The 17,618-nt window shown below is 55.3% G+C and carries 17 protein-coding genes; 8 read left to right on the top strand and 9 right to left on the bottom strand.

Annotation, left to right across the window (positions count from 1 at the left end):
- The first annotated feature begins 24 nt into the window (after positions 1 to 24).
- Together HHI26_RS11475 and fghA are read left to right on the top strand one after the other, a co-directional pair.
- Positions 25 to 1,152, top strand: coding sequence for an S-(hydroxymethyl)glutathione dehydrogenase/class III alcohol dehydrogenase (locus HHI26_RS11475; RefSeq protein ID WP_171149114.1), 1,128 nt, complete (start codon positions 25 to 27; stop codon positions 1,150 to 1,152).
- Between the two features lie 11 nt (positions 1,153 to 1,163).
- Positions 1,164 to 2,006, top strand: coding sequence for an S-formylglutathione hydrolase (gene fghA / locus HHI26_RS11470; RefSeq protein WP_133841474.1), 843 nt, complete (start codon positions 1,164 to 1,166; stop codon positions 2,004 to 2,006).
- Positions 2,007 to 2,217: 211 nt separating this feature from the next.
- Here the strand turns inward: fghA and HHI26_RS11465 are convergent, their stop codons facing one another.
- From HHI26_RS11465 to yieE, 4 genes are all read right to left on the bottom strand, one after another.
- On the bottom strand, positions 2,218 to 3,006 hold the full coding sequence (locus HHI26_RS11465) for an ABC transporter ATP-binding protein (RefSeq protein ID WP_133841473.1): 789 nt from the start codon (positions 3,004 to 3,006) through the stop codon (positions 2,218 to 2,220).
- On the bottom strand, positions 3,003 to 4,085 hold the full coding sequence (locus HHI26_RS11460; RefSeq protein ID WP_133841472.1) for an iron ABC transporter permease: 1,083 nt from the start codon (positions 4,083 to 4,085) through the stop codon (positions 3,003 to 3,005). The genes HHI26_RS11465 and HHI26_RS11460 overlap by 4 nt, the downstream gene beginning before the upstream one ends.
- 152 nt (positions 4,086 to 4,237) lie before the next feature.
- Positions 4,238 to 5,704 (bottom strand): amino acid permease, encoded by a 1,467-nt coding sequence (locus HHI26_RS11455; RefSeq protein ID WP_133841471.1) that lies wholly within the window; start codon positions 5,702 to 5,704, stop codon positions 4,238 to 4,240.
- 190 nt (positions 5,705 to 5,894) lie between these two features.
- Positions 5,895 to 6,761 (bottom strand): DNA-binding transcriptional regulator YeiE, encoded by an 867-nt coding sequence (yieE, locus tag HHI26_RS11450; RefSeq protein WP_133841470.1) that lies wholly within the window; start codon positions 6,759 to 6,761, stop codon positions 5,895 to 5,897.
- Positions 6,762 to 6,900: 139 nt separating this feature from the next.
- Here yieE and HHI26_RS11445 point away from each other — a divergent pair, with 139 nt between their 5' ends.
- The gene (locus tag HHI26_RS11445) at positions 6,901 to 7,962 is read left to right on the top strand and encodes a YeiH family putative sulfate export transporter (protein ID WP_159336306.1); all 1,062 of its coding nucleotides are present in this window, start codon (positions 6,901 to 6,903) and stop codon (positions 7,960 to 7,962) included.
- A 65-nt stretch (positions 7,963 to 8,027) separates the two neighbouring features.
- On the top strand, positions 8,028 to 8,870 hold the full coding sequence (gene nfo / locus HHI26_RS11440) for a deoxyribonuclease IV (RefSeq protein ID WP_133841468.1): 843 nt from the start codon (positions 8,028 to 8,030) through the stop codon (positions 8,868 to 8,870).
- 71 nt (positions 8,871 to 8,941) lie between these two features.
- Here the strand turns inward: nfo and fruA are convergent, their stop codons facing one another.
- The 3 genes from fruA to fruB are packed head-to-tail and all read right to left on the bottom strand — an operon-like array spanning position 8,942 to position 12,718.
- A complete protein-coding gene (gene fruA / locus HHI26_RS11435; protein WP_171149113.1) occupies positions 8,942 to 10,630 on the bottom strand; it encodes a PTS fructose transporter subunit IIBC in 1,689 nt (562 codons plus the stop codon).
- A 16-nt stretch (positions 10,631 to 10,646) separates the two neighbouring features.
- Positions 10,647 to 11,588, bottom strand: a complete 942-nt coding sequence (gene fruK / locus HHI26_RS11430; protein ID WP_133841466.1) for a 1-phosphofructokinase — start codon at positions 11,586 to 11,588, stop codon at positions 10,647 to 10,649.
- A complete protein-coding gene (gene fruB / locus HHI26_RS11425; protein ID WP_133841465.1) occupies positions 11,585 to 12,718 on the bottom strand; it encodes a fused PTS fructose transporter subunit IIA/HPr protein in 1,134 nt (377 codons plus the stop codon). Before fruB ends, fruK begins: the two co-directional genes overlap by 4 nt.
- A 372-nt stretch (positions 12,719 to 13,090) precedes the next feature.
- Between fruB and HHI26_RS11420 the strand changes: the two genes are divergently transcribed.
- The gene (locus HHI26_RS11420) at positions 13,091 to 14,305 is read left to right on the top strand and encodes a sugar efflux transporter (RefSeq protein WP_133841464.1); all 1,215 of its coding nucleotides are present in this window, start codon (positions 13,091 to 13,093) and stop codon (positions 14,303 to 14,305) included.
- A gap of 1 nt (position 14,306) precedes the next feature.
- On the opposite strand, the gene HHI26_RS25485 is transcribed toward HHI26_RS11420, so the two are convergent.
- A complete protein-coding gene (locus HHI26_RS25485; RefSeq protein WP_167863615.1) occupies positions 14,307 to 14,561 on the bottom strand; it encodes a YkgJ family cysteine cluster protein in 255 nt (84 codons plus the stop codon).
- A 215-nt stretch (positions 14,562 to 14,776) separates the two neighbouring features.
- Between HHI26_RS25485 and yeiP the strand changes: the two genes are divergently transcribed.
- Positions 14,777 to 15,349 carry an elongation factor P-like protein YeiP gene (gene yeiP / locus HHI26_RS11415; RefSeq protein WP_133841462.1) on the top strand — a complete coding sequence of 191 codons (573 nt, stop codon included), beginning with the start codon at positions 14,777 to 14,779 and terminating at the stop codon, positions 15,347 to 15,349.
- Between the two features lie 64 nt (positions 15,350 to 15,413).
- On the opposite strand, the gene HHI26_RS11410 is transcribed toward yeiP, so the two are convergent.
- Complete coding sequence (locus HHI26_RS11410; RefSeq protein ID WP_171149112.1) at positions 15,414 to 15,773, bottom strand: hypothetical protein; 360 nt, start codon at positions 15,771 to 15,773, stop codon at positions 15,414 to 15,416.
- 77 nt (positions 15,774 to 15,850) lie between these two features.
- Between HHI26_RS11410 and HHI26_RS11405 the strand changes: the two genes are divergently transcribed.
- On the top strand, positions 15,851 to 16,825 hold the full coding sequence (locus HHI26_RS11405; protein ID WP_171149111.1) for a GTP-binding protein: 975 nt from the start codon (positions 15,851 to 15,853) through the stop codon (positions 16,823 to 16,825).
- 52 nt (positions 16,826 to 16,877) lie between these two features.
- On the top strand, positions 16,878 to 17,585 hold the full coding sequence (locus HHI26_RS11400) for a phosphatase PAP2 family protein (protein ID WP_133841459.1): 708 nt from the start codon (positions 16,878 to 16,880) through the stop codon (positions 17,583 to 17,585).
- Positions 17,586 to 17,618 lie beyond the last annotated feature (33 nt).

Below are 17,618 nucleotides of genomic sequence, written 5' to 3'. Positions count from 1 at the left end.
TTGAAAGAAAGACAGGAGCAACATATGCAGATGATTAAAACGCGTGCCGCCGTAGCATGGGCCGCCGGTGAACCACTGAAAATTGAAGAACTGGATCTGATGCCACCGCAAAAAGGCGAAGTGCTGGTCCGTATCGTTGCCACTGGCGTCTGCCACACCGATGCTTACACGCTGTCCGGTAAAGATCCGGAGGGTGTGTTCCCGGCGGTGCTGGGCCATGAGGGCGGCGGCGTGGTGGAAGCCGTGGGTGAAGGCGTTACCAGCGTGGCCGTGGGCGACCATGTGATCCCGCTGTACACCCCGGAGTGTGGCAAATGTAAATTCTGTCTGTCCGGTAAAACCAACCTGTGTCAGGCGATCCGCTCCACCCAGGGCAAAGGCCTGATGCCAGACGGCACCACTCGCTTCTTCAAAGACGGTCAGCCGATTTTCCATTATATGGGCACCTCAACGTTCTCTGAATACACCGTGATTCCGGAAATCTCCCTGGCGAAAATCAGTAAAGAAGCGCCGCTGGAAGAAGTGTGCCTGCTGGGCTGCGGCGTCACCACCGGCATGGGTGCCGTGACCAATACCGCGAAAGTGAAAGAAGGCGATACCGTGGCGATTTTCGGCCTCGGCGGCATTGGCCTGTCGGCGATTATTGGCGCGAAAATGGCGAAGGCCGGACGCATCATCGGGATTGATATCAATACCAACAAATACGATCTGGCACGCAAACTGGGCGCGACCGATCTGATCAACCCGAAAGATTTCGACAAGCCGATTCAGGATGTGATCGTTGAAATGACCGACGGCGGGGTTGACTACTCCTTCGAGTGTATTGGTAACGTCAACGTGATGCGTTCAGCTCTTGAGTGTTGTCATAAAGGCTGGGGCGAGTCCGTGATCATCGGTGTAGCCGGTGCCGGTGAAGAGATTTCTACCCGTCCCTTCCAGCTGGTGACCGGGCGCGTTTGGCGCGGTTCTGCCTTCGGTGGCGTAAAAGGCCGCTCGCAGCTGCCGGGCATCGTGGATCGTTATATGGCGGGTGACTTCCAGCTGAATGACTTTATTACCCACACCATGCCGCTGGAAGAGATCAACGACGCATTCGACCTGATGCACGAAGGGAAATCGATTCGTTCTGTGGTGCATTTCGCCAAAAAATAAGAGAGGAAAGGATGCCATCGACTCTGGAACTTCTGGAAGAACATCGCCTGTTTGGCGGCTGGCAGCAGCGCTACCAGCATCAGTCTGAGACGCTGAACTGCGCGATGACCTTCAGCGTCTTTTTACCGGGACCGAAAAGCAGTTCACCGCCACCCGTGGTCTACTTTCTGGCGGGACTGACCTGTAGCGACGAGAACTTTAGCGTGAAATCCGGTGCACAGCGCGTGGCGGCCGAACTGGGCCTGGTGCTGGTGATGCCGGATACCAGCCCGCGCGGCGAAGGCGTTGCCAACGACGACGGTTACGACCTCGGTCAGGGTGCCGGTTTCTACCTCAATGCCACCGAAGCGCCCTGGGCAGACCATTTTCACATGTACGATTACATCAACACTGAATTACCTGCATTGATTGCCGGTAATTTCAATGTCAGCGATCGTCAGGCGATTATGGGGCATTCGATGGGCGGCCACGGTGCACTGATGATTGCACTGCGTAACCCGGGTAAATTCAGTTCGGCGTCGGCGTTCGCACCGATTGTGAATCCGCTGGAAGTGGCATGGGGGCAGAAGGCCTTCCGCACCTATCTGGGGGATGATATCAACACGTGGAAGCAGTACGACAGCTGCTGGCTGATGCGTAACGGTGGTGCCGTTCTGCCGATGCTGGTCGATCAGGGCGATAACGATCAGTTCCTCGCCGATCAGCTGAGGCCGCAACGGCTGGAGGCCATCGCGCTGGAGCTAAACTATCCGTTAACCGTGCGGGAACAGCCCGGTTACGACCATAGCTACTTCTTTATCGCCAGCTTTGTGGAAGATCACCTGCGCTTCCATGCGCAGCATCTGCTGGTGTAAATCGCGCACGACTCAGGGCGAGGCATGCCTCGCCCCTACCCAAGATCACCGCACCCTCCTGAACGTAGGGGTCGGGCATGCCCGACCCTGCCCAATATCACCGTACCCTCCCTGAACGTAGGGGGCGGCCATGCCCGACCCTACCAATATCACCGTACCCACCCTGAACGTAGGGGTCGGGCATGCCCGACCCTGCTGCTACAGGCCCGCGCTAGCTGATGGCCTCTGCCACTAAACCATCAATCAACACCTGCGGCACACCCTGCGAGCAGCGCTCAATGCGCCCTTTTACACCATACACCCGCGCCAGACTTTCCGGCGTAATCACCGCTTCCGGTAAACCATCGGCAATCAACTCACCGTTTTGCAGCATCAATACGTGCTCGCTGTGACGCAGCGCGATATTAATATCATGCACCACCACGACGGTCACGATGTTGCGCAGGCGGGTTTCCCGCCGCACTAAATCCATCACGTGGAACTGGTAATTGAGGTCGAGTGCACTTAACGGCTCGTCCAGCAGCAACAGCTCCGGGCGGCGGATTAGCGACTGCGCCAGCCCGACTAACTGTTTCTGACCGCCGGACAGCTGGTCAAGATAACTCAGCGCCAGATGCGCGATACCCAGTTGCTCCAGCAGCGCCATCACTTCGGCTTCGCTGCTGGCATTACTGCGCCCGCCGCTGGCTCGCTGCGCCACAATAATCGACTCCAGCACATGCAGATGCACCCCGGCCGGCAGCGACTGCGGCAGATACACCACGCGTGAGGCACGGCGGGCAAACGGCAGTGCCATCAGGTCTTCACCGTTCAGCCACAGTTCACCTTTGGCGCGGTTCAGCCCGGCCAGCGAGCGCAGCAGCGTTGACTTGCCGCAGCCGTTAGGCCCCAACAGCACGGTAATTTTGCCACGTGGCAGCAGCGGAACATTGAGATTGCTGATCACCTGACGTTTTGGATAACCGGCATGGAAACCGCTAATTTTCAGCCCCTGCATCAGACACTCCCCCGATGGCGCAGAATAATACTCAGGAAGAACGGCACGCCCACCAGTGAGGTGACAATCCCTACAGGAATGATGACGCCAGAGATCAGGTTCTTCGATACTACCGATGCCATCGACAGCACCAGTGCCCCCGTCAGCGCACTGGCGGGCAAATAGAAGCGGTGATCCTCACCAAAAATCATGCGGGCAATATGCGGTGCTACCAGGCCGATAAAGCCAATCGGGCCGACAAACGCCACCGCCAGTGCCGAGATCACGCTGATGCGCAGCAGCGTAACCAGACGCAGGCGGCGCACATCAATACCGAAACTCACGGCCCTATCTTCACCCAGACGCAGCGCCGTCAGTTTCCACGCGCTTAACATCGAGAACGGCACCAGGATCAGCAGCGCCACGCAGAGCACCGCCAGCTTTTCCCACGAGGCGCGCGCCAGGCTGCCCATCGTCCAGAATACCAGCCCCTGCAAAGTATCTTCGCTGGCAATAAACTGCATCATCGAGACCAGTGCATTGAAGGTAAACACCAGCGCGATACCAAACAGCACCACACCAGAGGTGGACACCTGCGTCCAGCGCGTAACCGCGTCCAGCATCAGTGCAGCCAGCAGCGCAAAGACAAACGCATTGGCGGAGATAAACCACTGGTCCGGGATGCCCGGGATACCAATGCCCAGCACAATGGCCAGTGCAGCACCAAAGGCGGCGGCAGACGACACCCCAAGGGTAAACGGGCTGGCCAGCGGGTTATTCAGGATGGTCTGCATCTCAGCCCCGGCAAGGCCCAGTCCTAAGCCCACCACCACAGCCATCAACGCATACGGCAGGCGTATGTCCCAGACGATCACCCGGGTACCGGCATCAACCGTCTCCGGTGACAGCAGCGTTTGCCATAATACCTGTAACGACAGGCCGGACGGGCCAAGCGTGAAGTCCAGCACCAGCGAAGCGGCGATCGCCAGCACCAGTACGGCCATAATTAACAGTCGGTGGCGCAGCAGCTGGTGGTAACGCCCCATGACACCTTCAGGCGGGATGTTGCCCGCGTGCTGCACGGGTTCCTGGGTCAGACTCATTCTCAATACCTGCTAGAAATGTATTTAATGCCGCTTAAAATAAAGCAAATGCGAATACTAATCAGTAATATTTTTAGTCTGTTTTATTGACATAAATGATTCAGATAAAAAAAGGCGCGGGATCCGCGCCTTCTTCTGTTATCCCATCGCCATTACTTTTCGAACTTAGGGAATTCCATCTCACTGTACTTCACAAAACGCGTTTTGCGCGTCAGCTTGAAGCCAAACCAGATAATCAGGAACAGCGGGATGCCAATATAGGTGGCCGCTACGCCGCCCCAGTCAATGGTATCCGACAGGAACGCCTGATAGTTCTGGCCCAGGGTAATAATCAGACACAGCACAAACGCAAAGATCGGCCCCAGCGGGAAGAAACCAGAACGGTACGGCAGATCGGCCAGATCCCGGCCCTGAGCCACATACCCTTTACGGAAACGATAATGACTGATAGCAATACCCAGCCAGGCAATAAAGCCCGTCATCCCGGAGGTGTTCAGCAGCCACAGGTACACCGTCTGATTGCCAAACATCGAGGTCAGGAAGCACAACCCCGCCACCACTGTTGTGGCATACAGCGCATTACGCGGCACACCGCCTTTGGACAGTTTGGCGAAGATACGCGGTGCTTTACCCTCTGAAGCCAGGGTATAGAGCATACGCGTGGAGGCATACATCCCGGAGTTCCCCGCTGACAGCACCGCCGTCAGGATCACCGCATTCATGACTGCCGCTGCCGACAGCAGGCCGGCATGCTGGAAGACCAGCGTGAACGGGCTGACGCTGATATCGGTCACATTGTTACGCAGCAGGCTCGGGTCGGTGTAAGGGATAATCAGGCTGATCACCAGAATCGCAAACACATAGAACAGCAGGATGCGCCAGAATACCTGACGAACGGCACGCGGAATGTTCTTCGCCGGGTCTTCCGACTCACCGGCGGCAATACCAATTAATTCGGTGCCCTGGAACGAGAAGCCAACGATCATCGCCACGCCAATCATCGCGGCAAAGCCACCGGAAAACGGCGCATCACCAATCTGCCAGTTATGCCAGCCTGCACTTTCACCGCCGCGCAGAATGCCCACGATCATCGCTACACCCACGATAATAAAGATGATGACGGTGACCACTTTGATCAATGAGAACCAGTATTCCGCTTCACCAAAGCCTTTTACGGAGATGTAGTTCAGCAGGAAGATCAGGCAGAGGAACAGTGCGCTCCAGATCCAGCCCGGGGTGTCCGGGAACCACCAGGTCATCACCAGCTGTGAAGCAACGAGGTCAACGGCGATGGTGACCGCCCAGTTGTACCAATAGTTCCAGCCCAGCGCGAAACCGAAGCCTTCTTCGACGTATTTGGCGCCGTAGGTAGAAAATGAGCCTGAAACCGGCATAAAGGCCGCCAGCTCACCGAGGCTGGTCATCAGGAAGTAAACCATCAGGCCAATCAGCATATAGGACAGTAATGCCCCGCCTGGACCCGCCTGAGAAATAGTGGCACCTGAGGCGACAAATAAGCCTGTGCCAATCGAACCGCCAATGGCGATCATGGTTAAGTGACGTGCTTTCAGTTCACGTCTTAATCCAGTGGGTTGTGTTGTTGTTGTGTCATGATCCATGTTTTAACGCTGCGCCTTGCAAAAAATAAGGCGCGATTATAGCAACCTGGCGGGGGTCGTATAGCGATTACGCCACGTTATAAGTTAGCTTCATGATCGGCGGGAAATTATTAGCGTAACACGGGAGAGGCGTGCTCTCCCCTGCCAGAGCGCATGATTTCGCAGGGGTCGGGCATGCCCGACCCGGGTTTTATTCCGTGCAATAGCTCAGAAAACGGTTCAGCGCCTTCGAGAGGTGTTTCTGCCGATGATGAATCCGGTACAGCGTGCGTTTGAGTTTTGGCAACGGAATGGTCACTTCGACCAGCGTCCCCATCTCCAGTTGCTCGGCAATCACCCTCCGCGACAGGCAACTGATCCCCATGCCGTGACGCACCGCGTTTTTAATCGCCTCAGAGTTGCCCAGTTCCAGCGCCAGATCGAACTGCGGCAGATGTGACAACAGCAGATAGTCGACGATTTCACGCGTGCCGGAGCCATGTTCGCGCAGGATCCAGGGCGCGGCGGCCAGGCTCTGTAACGTCACCGGCTGGTTGAGAATATCGGCATTCGGGGCCGCAAAAACCACCAGCTCATCTTCCAGCCAGGGCTCCGTGATCAATTCAGCCATATGGCATGGCCCTTCAATCAGGCCAATATCCACCCGAAAATCAGCGACATCCGTAATCACATCCTGGCTGTTACCGACGCTCAGCTCTAAAGGCAGCATCGGGAAATCGCGGCGGTAGTGGGCGATCATGCCGGGTAACAGATAGTTACCGATGGTGCTGCTGGCCGATACGCGCAATGCCCCGTTGTCTTCACGGAATAACTGCTCAATATCCTGCGCCTGCTCAAGCAGCCCAACGGCACGTGGATATAACAGGCGGCCATGTTCGTTAATGACCAGGCGTTTGCCGACCCGGTCAAACAACTGGACACTCAGTTGGCCTTCAAGATCGGCCAATGCGGCACTGACCGCTGACTGGGAAAGTGCCAGCACCTGAGAGGCCTGAGTGGTTGAACCGCTTTTCAGGACTTCGGTGAAGACTTCCAGTTGGCGCAGGGTGATATGCATCGTCATTCCTTTCACAAAAAAAGTGGCTTACAAGTAGACTGCTTAACACTTAGAGTGGTTGATTATAAGTATATAATCAATTTCTCTTTTAAGTAAGTTGCCATCATCATATCGCCATCATCTTATGGAGGAAGATATTTTGGCTGACATCGCTCTCAAAAATCATCATCACTCGATACAGCACTTTATTCCAGGCCTCGCGCTGGCAGGCGGGATTGCCGCGCTGGCTATCTGGGCGGGCAATATCCCCTGGGTTGCCGGACTGGGGCTGGGAGCACTGACCCTGGCGATTGTATTTGGCATCGTCGCTGGCAATACGCTGTATCCCCTTATTTATCCGTCTTGCGATAGCGGTATTCTGCTGGCAAAGCAGAAGCTGCTACGGCTGGGCATTATTCTCTATGGCTTTCGGTTAACCTTCCAGCAAATAGCCAACGTCGGCATCAGTGGCGTGATCATCGATATCATGACCCTGAGCTCCACGTTCTTTATTGCCTGCTGGCTGGGGCGTAAAGTCTTCGGGCTGGATCGCGACACGGCCTGGTTGATTGGCGCCGGCAGCAGTATCTGTGGTGCCGCGGCCGTGCTGGCAACAGAACCCGTGCTGAAAGCCGAAGCCTCAAAAGTCGCGGTGGCCGTGGCTACGGTTGTGATCTTTGGCACTATCGCGATTTTCCTTTATCCGCTGTTATATCCGCATGTCTTACAGATGTTTCCGTCGGTGACACCTGAAAGCTATGGTATTTACACGGGCTCTACGATGCATGAAGTCGCGCAAGTGGTCGCGGCAGGACATGCTATCGCCCCGGAAACAGAGAACGCGGCGGTGATCAGTAAAATGCTGCGCGTGATGATGCTGGCCCCCTTCCTAGTGATCCTCAACTGGCAGATGAAGCGCATGCGGCCAGCCACTGAAACCCAGAGCAAAAGCGCACTCTCTTTCCCATGGTTCGCTCTGCTGTTTATTGTTGTCGCGCTGTTTAACTCTCTGCATCTGTTCCCACAGTCCGTCGTCAACGCCATTAATCAGCTGGATAATGTCTTTCTGGCGATGGCCATGGCGGCGCTCGGCGTCACGACGCAGGTCAGCCAACTGAAGCGCGCCGGGATGCGCCCGATTCTTCTGGGCCTGACGCTGTTTATCTGGCTGATCGTAGGCGGTGGTGCTATCAACCTGTTGGTTCAACATTTGATGGCATAGTTTCCGCTCTTTTCCGGTTATGATGACCTGACTGCCATTAGGCAGGCCATTAACAGGAGAACGGCATGAAATATATCGGTGCCCACGTCAGCGCAGCTGGCGGTGTGGATAAAGCGGTTGAACGCGCATACGAACTGGAAGCCACTGCTTTCGCGCTCTTTACGAAAAATCAGCGTCAGTGGCGCGCGGCTCCGCTGACTGATGAAGTGATTTCGGCCTTTCGCACTGCCTGTGAAAAGTATCACTACACTCCCGGGCAAATCCTGCCCCACGACAGCTATCTGATCAACCTCGGCCACCCGGTAGAGGAGGCCCTGGAAAAATCACGCGAAGCTTTCCTCGATGAAGTGACACGCTGCCAGCAATTGGGGCTGACGTTGTTGAATTTCCACCCCGGTAGCCACCTGCATCAAATCAGCGAAGACGACTGCCTTCAGCGCATTGCTGAGTCGATCAACATCGTGCTGGATAAAACGGAAGGCGTGACGGCGGTGATCGAGAATACCGCCGGTCAGGGCAGTAACCTGGGGTTCCGCTTTGAACATCTGGCGGCGATCATTGATGGCGTGGAAGATAAATCCCGCGTCGGTGTCTGCATTGATACCTGCCACGCCTTTGCCGGGGGTTACGACCTGCGCAGTGAAGAAGAGTGCGTGAAGACGTTTGCCGATTTCGAACGCATCGTGGGCTTTCAGTATCTGCGCGGTATGCACCTCAATGATGCGAAAAGCGAGTTTAACAGCCGTGTCGATCGTCACCACAGCCTGGGTGAGGGGAATATCGGTAAGACGGTATTTAGCTGGTTGATGAAGGATAAACGCTTTGATGGGATCCCGATGATTCTTGAAACGGTCAATCCGGATATCTGGAAAGATGAAATTGCGTGGTTGAAGTCAGAGCAGAAATAAAACCCGTAGGGGTCAGGTATGCCTGACCCTGTGAAACGGGCGAGGCGTGCCTCGCCCCTACGGGGATAAGATTATACTTTCAGCGCTTCTGCTTCCGGGCGTTTCAACACCGCGTAAGAGAGACCTGCCACCAGCGTACCCACGATAATCGCCGCCAGGTAACCGACGACCGGAGTGATTGCGCCAGGGATTAACAGGACAAACAGACCGCCGTGTGGCGCCATCAGTTTGGCACCAATCGCCATCGACATTGCGCCGGTTACGGCACCGCCGATGATGCAGCAAGGCAGAACGCGCATCGGGTCACGGGCAGCAAACGGAATCGCACCTTCAGAGATAAAGCACAGACCCAGTACCAGCGCCGCTTTGCCCCCTTCCTGCTGACCTTTGTTGAACTTCCTGCGTGCAACCAGCGTTGCCAGACCCATCGCCAGCGGTGGCACCATACCGGCTGCCATAATCGCCGCCATCGGCGCATAGGTTTGCGAACTGAGCAGTCCGACACCAAAGGCATAAGCCACTTTGTTCACCGGGCCACCCATATCGGTACACATCATGCCACCGAGGATGGCGCCCAGAACCACCGCGTTAGCCGTACCCAGGTTTGCCAGCCAGGCCGTCAGACCTGCCATGATACCGGCCACCGGTTTGCCCACCACGTAGATCATCAGCAGACCTGTAATCAAACTCGCGACCAGCGGAATGATCAGAATCGGCTTTAATGCTTCCATGCTGGTCGGTAGTTTGACCTTCTGGCTAAGGAACTTCGCGGCATAACCGGCAATGAAACCGGCGATGATACCGCCAAGGAAGCCGGCGTTAATGCTGGTCGCCAGCATCCCGCCAATCAGGCCAGGCGTCAGACCCGGACGGTCTGCAATCGAGAAGGCGATAAAGCCTGCCAGCACCGGCACCATCAGGGCAAACGCACTGCTGCCACCAATCTGCATCAGCGCTGCTGCCAGCGTACCCTGCTCTTTAAACGCAGTGATACCAAAGGCGAAGGACAGGGCAATGCTCAGCCCCCCTGCGACCACCATCGGCAGCATGTAGGACACACCGGTCAACAAGTGACGATAGGCCCCTGCTTTCTCTTTTTTCTCATCCTGTGCAGCAGACTGTCCACCCTGAGGCTGGTAAACACGGGCTTCTGCCACGGCTTTATCCAGTTCCTGAGCGGTTTTCTTCAGCGCCAGGCTGGTAGAGGTGCGGTACATCGGCTTACCGGCAAATTTTGCCAGGTCCACTTCGATGTCTGCCGCAACAATCACCAGATCGGCTGCCGCCACTTCTTCAGCGGTAATGGCATTGCCAGCACCCACTGAACCACGGGTTTCCACCTTCACCCACCAGCCGCGTTTTTTCGCTTCGGTGTCAATGGCTTCGGCGGCCATAAACGTATGTGCCACACCAGTCGGACACGCGGTAATCGCGACAACACGTTTAGGCCCGGTGCTGACCTTATCAGGCGCAGCCGCTGATGCCGCCGGTGCCTGATAAGGTTGTGCGTGAGTTTGCGCCTTTGCCAGCACCTCGGCTGGCTGACGCAGCAGCTGTTCGATGTCAGCCAGATAAATGGCTTTGCCGTTCAGCGTGCTGTCTGCCGGAATATTTTTGCCTGCCACAATGACTTGATCCGCTTCTGCCGGATTATCCGTCAGAGTCAGACCGGCGCTTGCCGCAGCCGCTGTGGTGATATTTTTTGCCAGATAGCCCGTTGCCAGCCCCAGCGAAGAATCGATTATCAGCAGCGTTTTCATTATGCGTCTCCTGCTGTTAGTTAATGAAAGGTTGTAGGTCGACACGCGCCATCATTGCGGCCAACTGGGTACGATCGGTAACGCCCACGTTGCTCTGGCTGACGGCCATAGCCGCCACTGCCGTTGCAAGACGCAGTGTGTGCTCGCTCGATTCACGCATCAGCAGGCCATATATCAGCCCGCCAACCATAGAATCGCCCGCACCCACGGTGCTCACAACTTCACAGGCAGGTGGTTTTGCAATCCATTCGCCTGAAGCATTCACCCACAGCGCCCCTTCGGCACCGAGAGAGATAACCACGTGAGCGATCCCCTGCTCACGCAGCGCATGTGCTGCTTCAATCACATCTTGTAATGTCGGTAATTTGCGGCCTGCCCAGATTTCGAGCTCACGGCGGTTGGGTTTGACCAGCCACGGTGCGGCTTTCAGGCCCGCAACCAGCGCCTCACGGCTGCTGTCAAAAATAATGCATGGGCAGTGGGTACGCAGTTGCGTCATCCACTCGGTGAAGGCATCCGGGTCAACGCCTGCTGGCAGGCTTCCGCTGACGCAGACCATGTCGAACTGCCCCAGCCAGGTCAGTGAATCCGCCGTAAAGCGCTCCCAGTCCTGTGCCGTTACGTCAAAACCCGAGAAGTTCAGGTCAGTGACATCGCCATCTTTCTCGGTCAGTTTGACGTTGATACGGGTGCGGCCTTCAACCACCTGGAAGCGGTTAGCAATCCCCAGCTCGCTGAAGAGGTGCTGGAAGCCGTCCTGATTCTCTTTACCCAGGAAGCCGCCCACGGTGACATCAATGCCCAGGTCTTTGAGAACCTTGGCCACGTTGATACCTTTACCCGCTGCGTGCAGCCCGGTGGTTTTCACCAGGTTGACTTCGCCGCGCTCAACTTCCGGAACGTACCCCACCAAATCGTAGGCAGGGTTCAGAGTAATAGTGGCGACACGTCTGCTCATGATGCACCCTCGCCCAGACCGGCAGCGATGGCTTCACCAATGGCATCCAGTGCTGCGCGGGCATCTTCACCGCTGGCGCTGAAGCGCAGGCGATGGCCTTTTTTCACGCCAAGCGCCACGACTTTCATCAGGCTGCGACCGTTAGCCGGTTTACCGCTACCATCAAGGTTTGTGACAGTCACATCACAGTTAAACTGTTTGATCACACTGACCAGTGCTGTACCCGGACGCGCATGCAGGCCATGTTCGTTACGAATGGTGAACTCTTCGGTCAATACGTCAGCCTGTTCGGAGACGTCGCTGGTCAGCAAGGCGAGAATTCCGGCTGCGTCCGCACTCAGCAGACGATCCGCTTTCTGCTTAATCAGCAGATCGCTTAAGTAGTTCAGCACATTCAGCGGCTGGTCGTCGGTGACGGAAACGGTGATCAACAGTGACGCGCTTTCACCGTTAACGCTGAACGGGGCAGCAGCACGGCTGATGGCAACCGCACTGGCCAGGTTACCGTTGGTGCTGTCACTAAGCCAGATACCCTGCCCCAGATTCAGCGGCTTACCGGCAATCACGCAGCTCACGAAGGAAGCATCCACTGCGCCTGCCTGTTGCAGACGACCGGCGTTCAGTGCCTGTAAGGTCATCAGGTCACTGGCGGCCACATCGATCGTGATCAGCGAGGTATCGAATTTGAATTCTGCCGCCAGTTTTTCACCCATCAAAATACTGCGCAGGGTTTCTGCGGAGTCGGTGGTGCGCAGCTGTTCTGCCACACTGTCATCACTCAGCACATGCGTCAGCTGGCGCAGCAGCGCGAGGTGTTCGTCAGACTTCGCGGCGATACCAATCACCACGTAGGCCGTTTGATCTTCGCCCCAGGCAATGCCCTGCGGGAACTGGAACACCTGCACACCGGTTTTTAACACCAGATCGCGGGTATCGGTGGTGCCATGCGGGATAGCAATACCGTTACCGAGGTAAGTGGAGGTCTGCTGCTCGCGTGCCAGCATGCCGTCGACATAACCTTCGCCGACATTACCGGCGGCGGTCAGCGCGGCGGCGACCTGACGGATAGCATCTTGTTTGTCGCCTGCCTGGGCTCCAGGCTTAATGGCGTTGAGTTCTAACTGGAACATGGTTCTCCTCGCTGCTGATTTGAATCGTTTCAGCTAATTTGAGAAAAAAAGCGCTATCTCTGCACTAACAACCTGAGGAGACAACGCTGAAACGTTTCAATGAGTTTGGTCCCGATAGCGGATCTGTTGCAAGTTTTACTGTGAATCGCGTAGCAGATTTTTGACGCTCCGCACATTTCATCAATCATTTTCAGAAAAACGCACCTCAAAAGAGTGAAAAGCTGAAGGCATGCTGACGAGCATTCTCACCGCTGAATTGTGCAAAAAGTGCCTAAAATGAAAACGCTTTCGCCCCCGATTGAAAAAGGTTTCCCGACTTTCATATTAGGGCGTAAAATCTCGCCGTTTTTCCTCACCAGGCTTATCGAACCCATGTCATTACCTGCTGCGCCCGCCCGTACCTTGCCTGACAGCAAATCCCTTGCATTTCTGATCGTGGCATTTATTTCCGGGCTGGCCGGTGCGCTGCAAACGCCAACCCTCAGCCTGTTCCTGAGCACTGAAGTTCATGTTCGCCCCTTTATGGTTGGCCTGTTCTTCACGCTCAGCGCCGTGATTGGCATTGTCGTCAGCCAGCTTCTGGCGCGCTATTCAGACCGCAAAGGCGATCGTAAAACACTGATCCTCTATTGCTGTTTGCTGGGCGCAATGGCGTCGCTGCTGTTTGCCTGGAACCGCAACTACTTTATTTTACTGTTCGTAGGCGTTTTGCTTTCCAGTTTCGGCACCAGCGCCACCTCGCAGATGTTTGCGCTGGCGCGTGAGCATTCAGATAAAACCGGGCGTGAAAACGTGATGTTCAGTTCGGTCATGCGTGCGCAGATCTCTCTGGCCTGGATGGTGGGTCCGCCGCTGGCCTTTGCTCTGGCGCTGGGCTACGGCTTTCGCACCATGTATCTGACAGCCGCCGTGGCCTTTGTACTTTGCGCGGTGATTGTGCGCTATCTGCTGCCCTCAATGCGCAAAACCACCCTGGTGATGCGTCAGCCCATTCAGGCTCCGCGCCGTCATCGCCGTGCCACGCTGATGTTGTTTATTGCCTGCACGCTGATGTGGTCGAGCAATGGTCTGTATCTCATTACCATGCCGTTATATGTGGTGAATGAGCTGCATCTGCCGGAAAAACTGGCCGGGCTGATGATGGGTCTGGCTGCCGGGCTGGAGATCCCGGTGATGCTGCTGGCGGGGTATTATGCCAAACGCTGCGGTAAGCGCCGCCTGATGCGTGGCGCCGCGTTTTCAGGATTGCTGTTTTACAGCGGCACGCTGATGTTTGATGGCGAAGTATCGATGCTGCTGTTGCAGGGGCTGAATGCGATGTTTATTGGGGTGGTGGCAGCCATCGGGATGATTTACTTTCAGGACATGATGCCAGGCCAGGCCGGTGCAGCGACAACGCTGTTCACCAATTCAACCCGTATGGGCTGGATTGTTGGCGGCTCGCTGGCTGGGATGGTGGCTGAGGTCTGGAGTTTCCACGCGGTATTCTGGTTTGCCGTTGTCATGATGGCCGCCTCGCTGCTTTGCCTGCTGCGCGTGCCGGAACCTCAGTCAGGGGAAACCAGCACAGAACAGCCCGCAGGCTGATTCAGGGGGCGGTCTGTGCTTCCAGGTCCAGCAAATACACCATCGATTGCTCGCGGCTTGTGCCACACATCTCAAACTGCGGCTGCAATCCTGAGCACACTTTAGGCCGCAGTGGCGAACCAAAGATTTTGCAGCGCATCTGAGCATCGAGCTGAATACAGGGTGTATTCGCCGGTTTTCCGTGCGGATGGCCTGGGATAGGCGATGAAATTGACGGTGCTGTACAGCAGGCACCACAGGCGGCGCGACACTCCATCACTGACCTCCAATACGAAAGCGCGACAATAGCAGGTCGCCCTCGCGAATACTATTCTTGTCCTGTAACCGGTTCGGTCCGATCGAACCCCCTGTCCGGCCCGTGCGTATTCCTTCAGGCGCATATTTTTCTCCGGGCCATCTTGCCTGGCGACGCGGGCGCGAGTAACGTGTCGCGATAAATTTCCCCCTCATCTTTCATACGAGACCTGTTTTATGCCAAGAGCCAATGAAATCAAAAAAGGCATGGCCGTCAGCTTTAACGGCAAACTGCTGTTAGTTAAAGATATTGACGTACAAAGCCCGAGCGCACGCGGCGCGTCCACGCTGTACAAAATGCGTTTCACGGATATCCGCACCGGGATGAAAGTGGAAGAACGTTTCAAAGGTGACGACATCATCGACACCATTTCACTCAGCCGTCGCCAGGTGACCTTCTCGTACATTGATGGCGATGAATACGTCTTTATGGATGATGAGGATTACACGCCGTACAACTTCAAGCAGGAGCAGATCGAAGATGAACTGCTGTTCCTGCCGGAAGGCGGTATTCCGGGTATTCAGGTACTGACGATGGACGGTATGATTTTGGCGCTGGAGCTGCCTCAGACGGTAGATATGGAAATTGTCGAAACCACCCCGGGAATTAAAGGTGCTTCCGCCAGCGCCCGCACAAAACCCGCAAAAATGGCCACAGGTCTGGTCGTTCAGGTGCCGGAGTACCTCAGCAATGGTGATAAGATTCGCATTCATATCCCTGAGCGTCGTTATATGAGCCGCGCGGACTAGTCATCGTGAAAAATGGCGCGGTCAGGTGACGGCGCCATTTATAATATGTTATAACATAACAGTATCACCGATAATCAACCAAGAGAATGCCCGTCTTGTGTTGTTGGTCGAGCCAGCGAATCTGGCTGGTGCCGAGATTGTAGGGTAAAGACTGTGGGGCCGTGCTTTTCAACGACATATGACTGAGTCTTGCCTGGCCATTACGCTCGCATGAGACTTGCACCTGTTTTTGCTGAATCTTATGGGTGCATTCAGACTCCACAATCCTCCCGCTGAACTGGATGACTCCCGAACTGCCTGGTAACTGACGCTGGTCTGCCACTACATTGCTCGTCCATGAGGCGAAAAACATAACGACGGCTGTCGTTGCAATAATGTTCATATCAACCTCACTGTTCATCTTCTTCTCGATGACTTTAGCCAATTACATACATTGATGTGATGAAAACAAATACGGGCCAAGAACGATAAATATCATTAAAGTTTTCCTGAGGAGTGAATATGACCCGAGTCAATCTGATTACCGGCTTTCTTGGCAGCGGAAAAACCACCACTCTGCGCCATTTACTGGCCAGTAAACCCGAAGGTGAGCAGTGGGCCGTTCTGGTGAATGAGTTTGGTGAAATTGGCATCGACGGTGCCCTGCTGGCAGAAACGGGGGCGGTACTGAAAGAGATCCCCGGTGGCTGCATGTGTTGTGTCAACGGGCTGCCCATGCAGGTAGGGCTAAATATGCTGCTGAAGCATGCTAAGCCTGACCGCCTGCTGATTGAACCTACCGGGCTTGGTCATCCAAAGCAGATCCTTGATATGCTGTCAGCCACCGTTTATCAGCCCTGGATCGACCTGCGCGCCACCCTGTGTCTGCTCGACCCGCGTCAGCTTGCCGATAAACGCGTGGTAGAAAATGAAAACTTCCGCGACCAGCTTGCCGCCGCAGATATTATTATCGCCAACAAGCAAGATCGCTGGGAAGAGGCCGACCGGGAAAGGCTTGATCAGTGGCAGCAGCTCACAGCAACGCCTCGTCAGCTGGTTGCCACCTCTCACGGCCAGATCGATGCTGCACTACTCGATCAACCGCGCGCCAACCTGCAAGCGCTGCCAACACCCTCGCACCATCATCATCATCGCCCGTCGCAGTCCGGGCTGGCCGCGCTGAAGCTGGACGACAACGCGCGCTGGCGGCGGGCAGTGAATCAGGGACAGGGTTACTTTGCGGCGGGTTGGATTTTCGACAGTGAAACTGTATTTGATACCATCGGCCTGCTTGAATGGGCCAGACTGGCACCGGTTTCGCGTGTTAAGGGTGTATTACGCATTCCGGAAGGGTTAGTGAGTATTAATCGTCAGGGTGCGGACTTTCATATTGAAACCCGTCAGACGACACCGCCTGATAGCCGTATCGAGTTAATTCATGAGGAAATAGCAGAATGGAATCTTTTGCAAAATGCTTTGTTGAATCTTCGTTTATAGTTGTAGATATATTATACGCCGCGACTTTTCTATAAAAAGCCCCTATACGGATATGACTATTAAACGTTTTTTACTGATTTTGCTGCTGAACGTTCTCGGCCTGGCGCTGTTTTTCTCATGGTATATTCCGGCCAACCATGGCCTGTGGTTTACCCTCGATAAAACCATTTTTTACGGGTTCAATCAGCGACTGGCGACCAATCCGATCCTGTTATGGCTGGTGGCTATTACCAACTTCCGCGCCTTTGACGGTGTGTCACTGCTGGCGATGGGCGGGTTGTACCTGCATTTCTGGCGTCGTGAAACACCTGAAGGGCGCCGCCGCATGTTTGCCATCGGCATCACCATGTTAATCACGGCAGTGGGCCTTAACCAACTCGGCCATCAAATTCCGGTTTCGCATCCCAGCCCAACGAAATTCTTCCCGGACGTTAATCACGTGACCAAACTCACCGGGATCCCGACAAAAGATTCCTCAGCAGACAGTTTCCCCGGTGACCACGGCATGATGCTGATGATTTTTGCCTGCTTTATGCTGCGCTATTTCACCCGCCGCGCATTTGGCCTGGCCGTGATTATTGTGCTGATTTTTGCCCTGCCGCGCGTGATGATTGGCGCACACTGGTTTACCGATATTGCCGTGGGTTCCCTGTCAATCGTACTGGTTGGTATGAGTTGGTGGTTGCTGACACCGGCGAGTGATTATCTGGTGAACTGGCTGTATCGCAATTTGCCGGGCAAATATAAACCCGCACAATAATCCCAGCCGCATGGATGTAAAGACTCTTTTTTA

Origin of the sequence: Erwinia sp. JH02, assembly GCF_013074405.1 — a bacterium.
GTDB lineage: Bacteria > Pseudomonadota > Gammaproteobacteria > Enterobacterales > Enterobacteriaceae > Erwinia > Erwinia rhapontici.
Note: the sequence above shows the minus strand (reverse complement) of the source record. Positions and strands in the feature narration are given on the sequence as shown.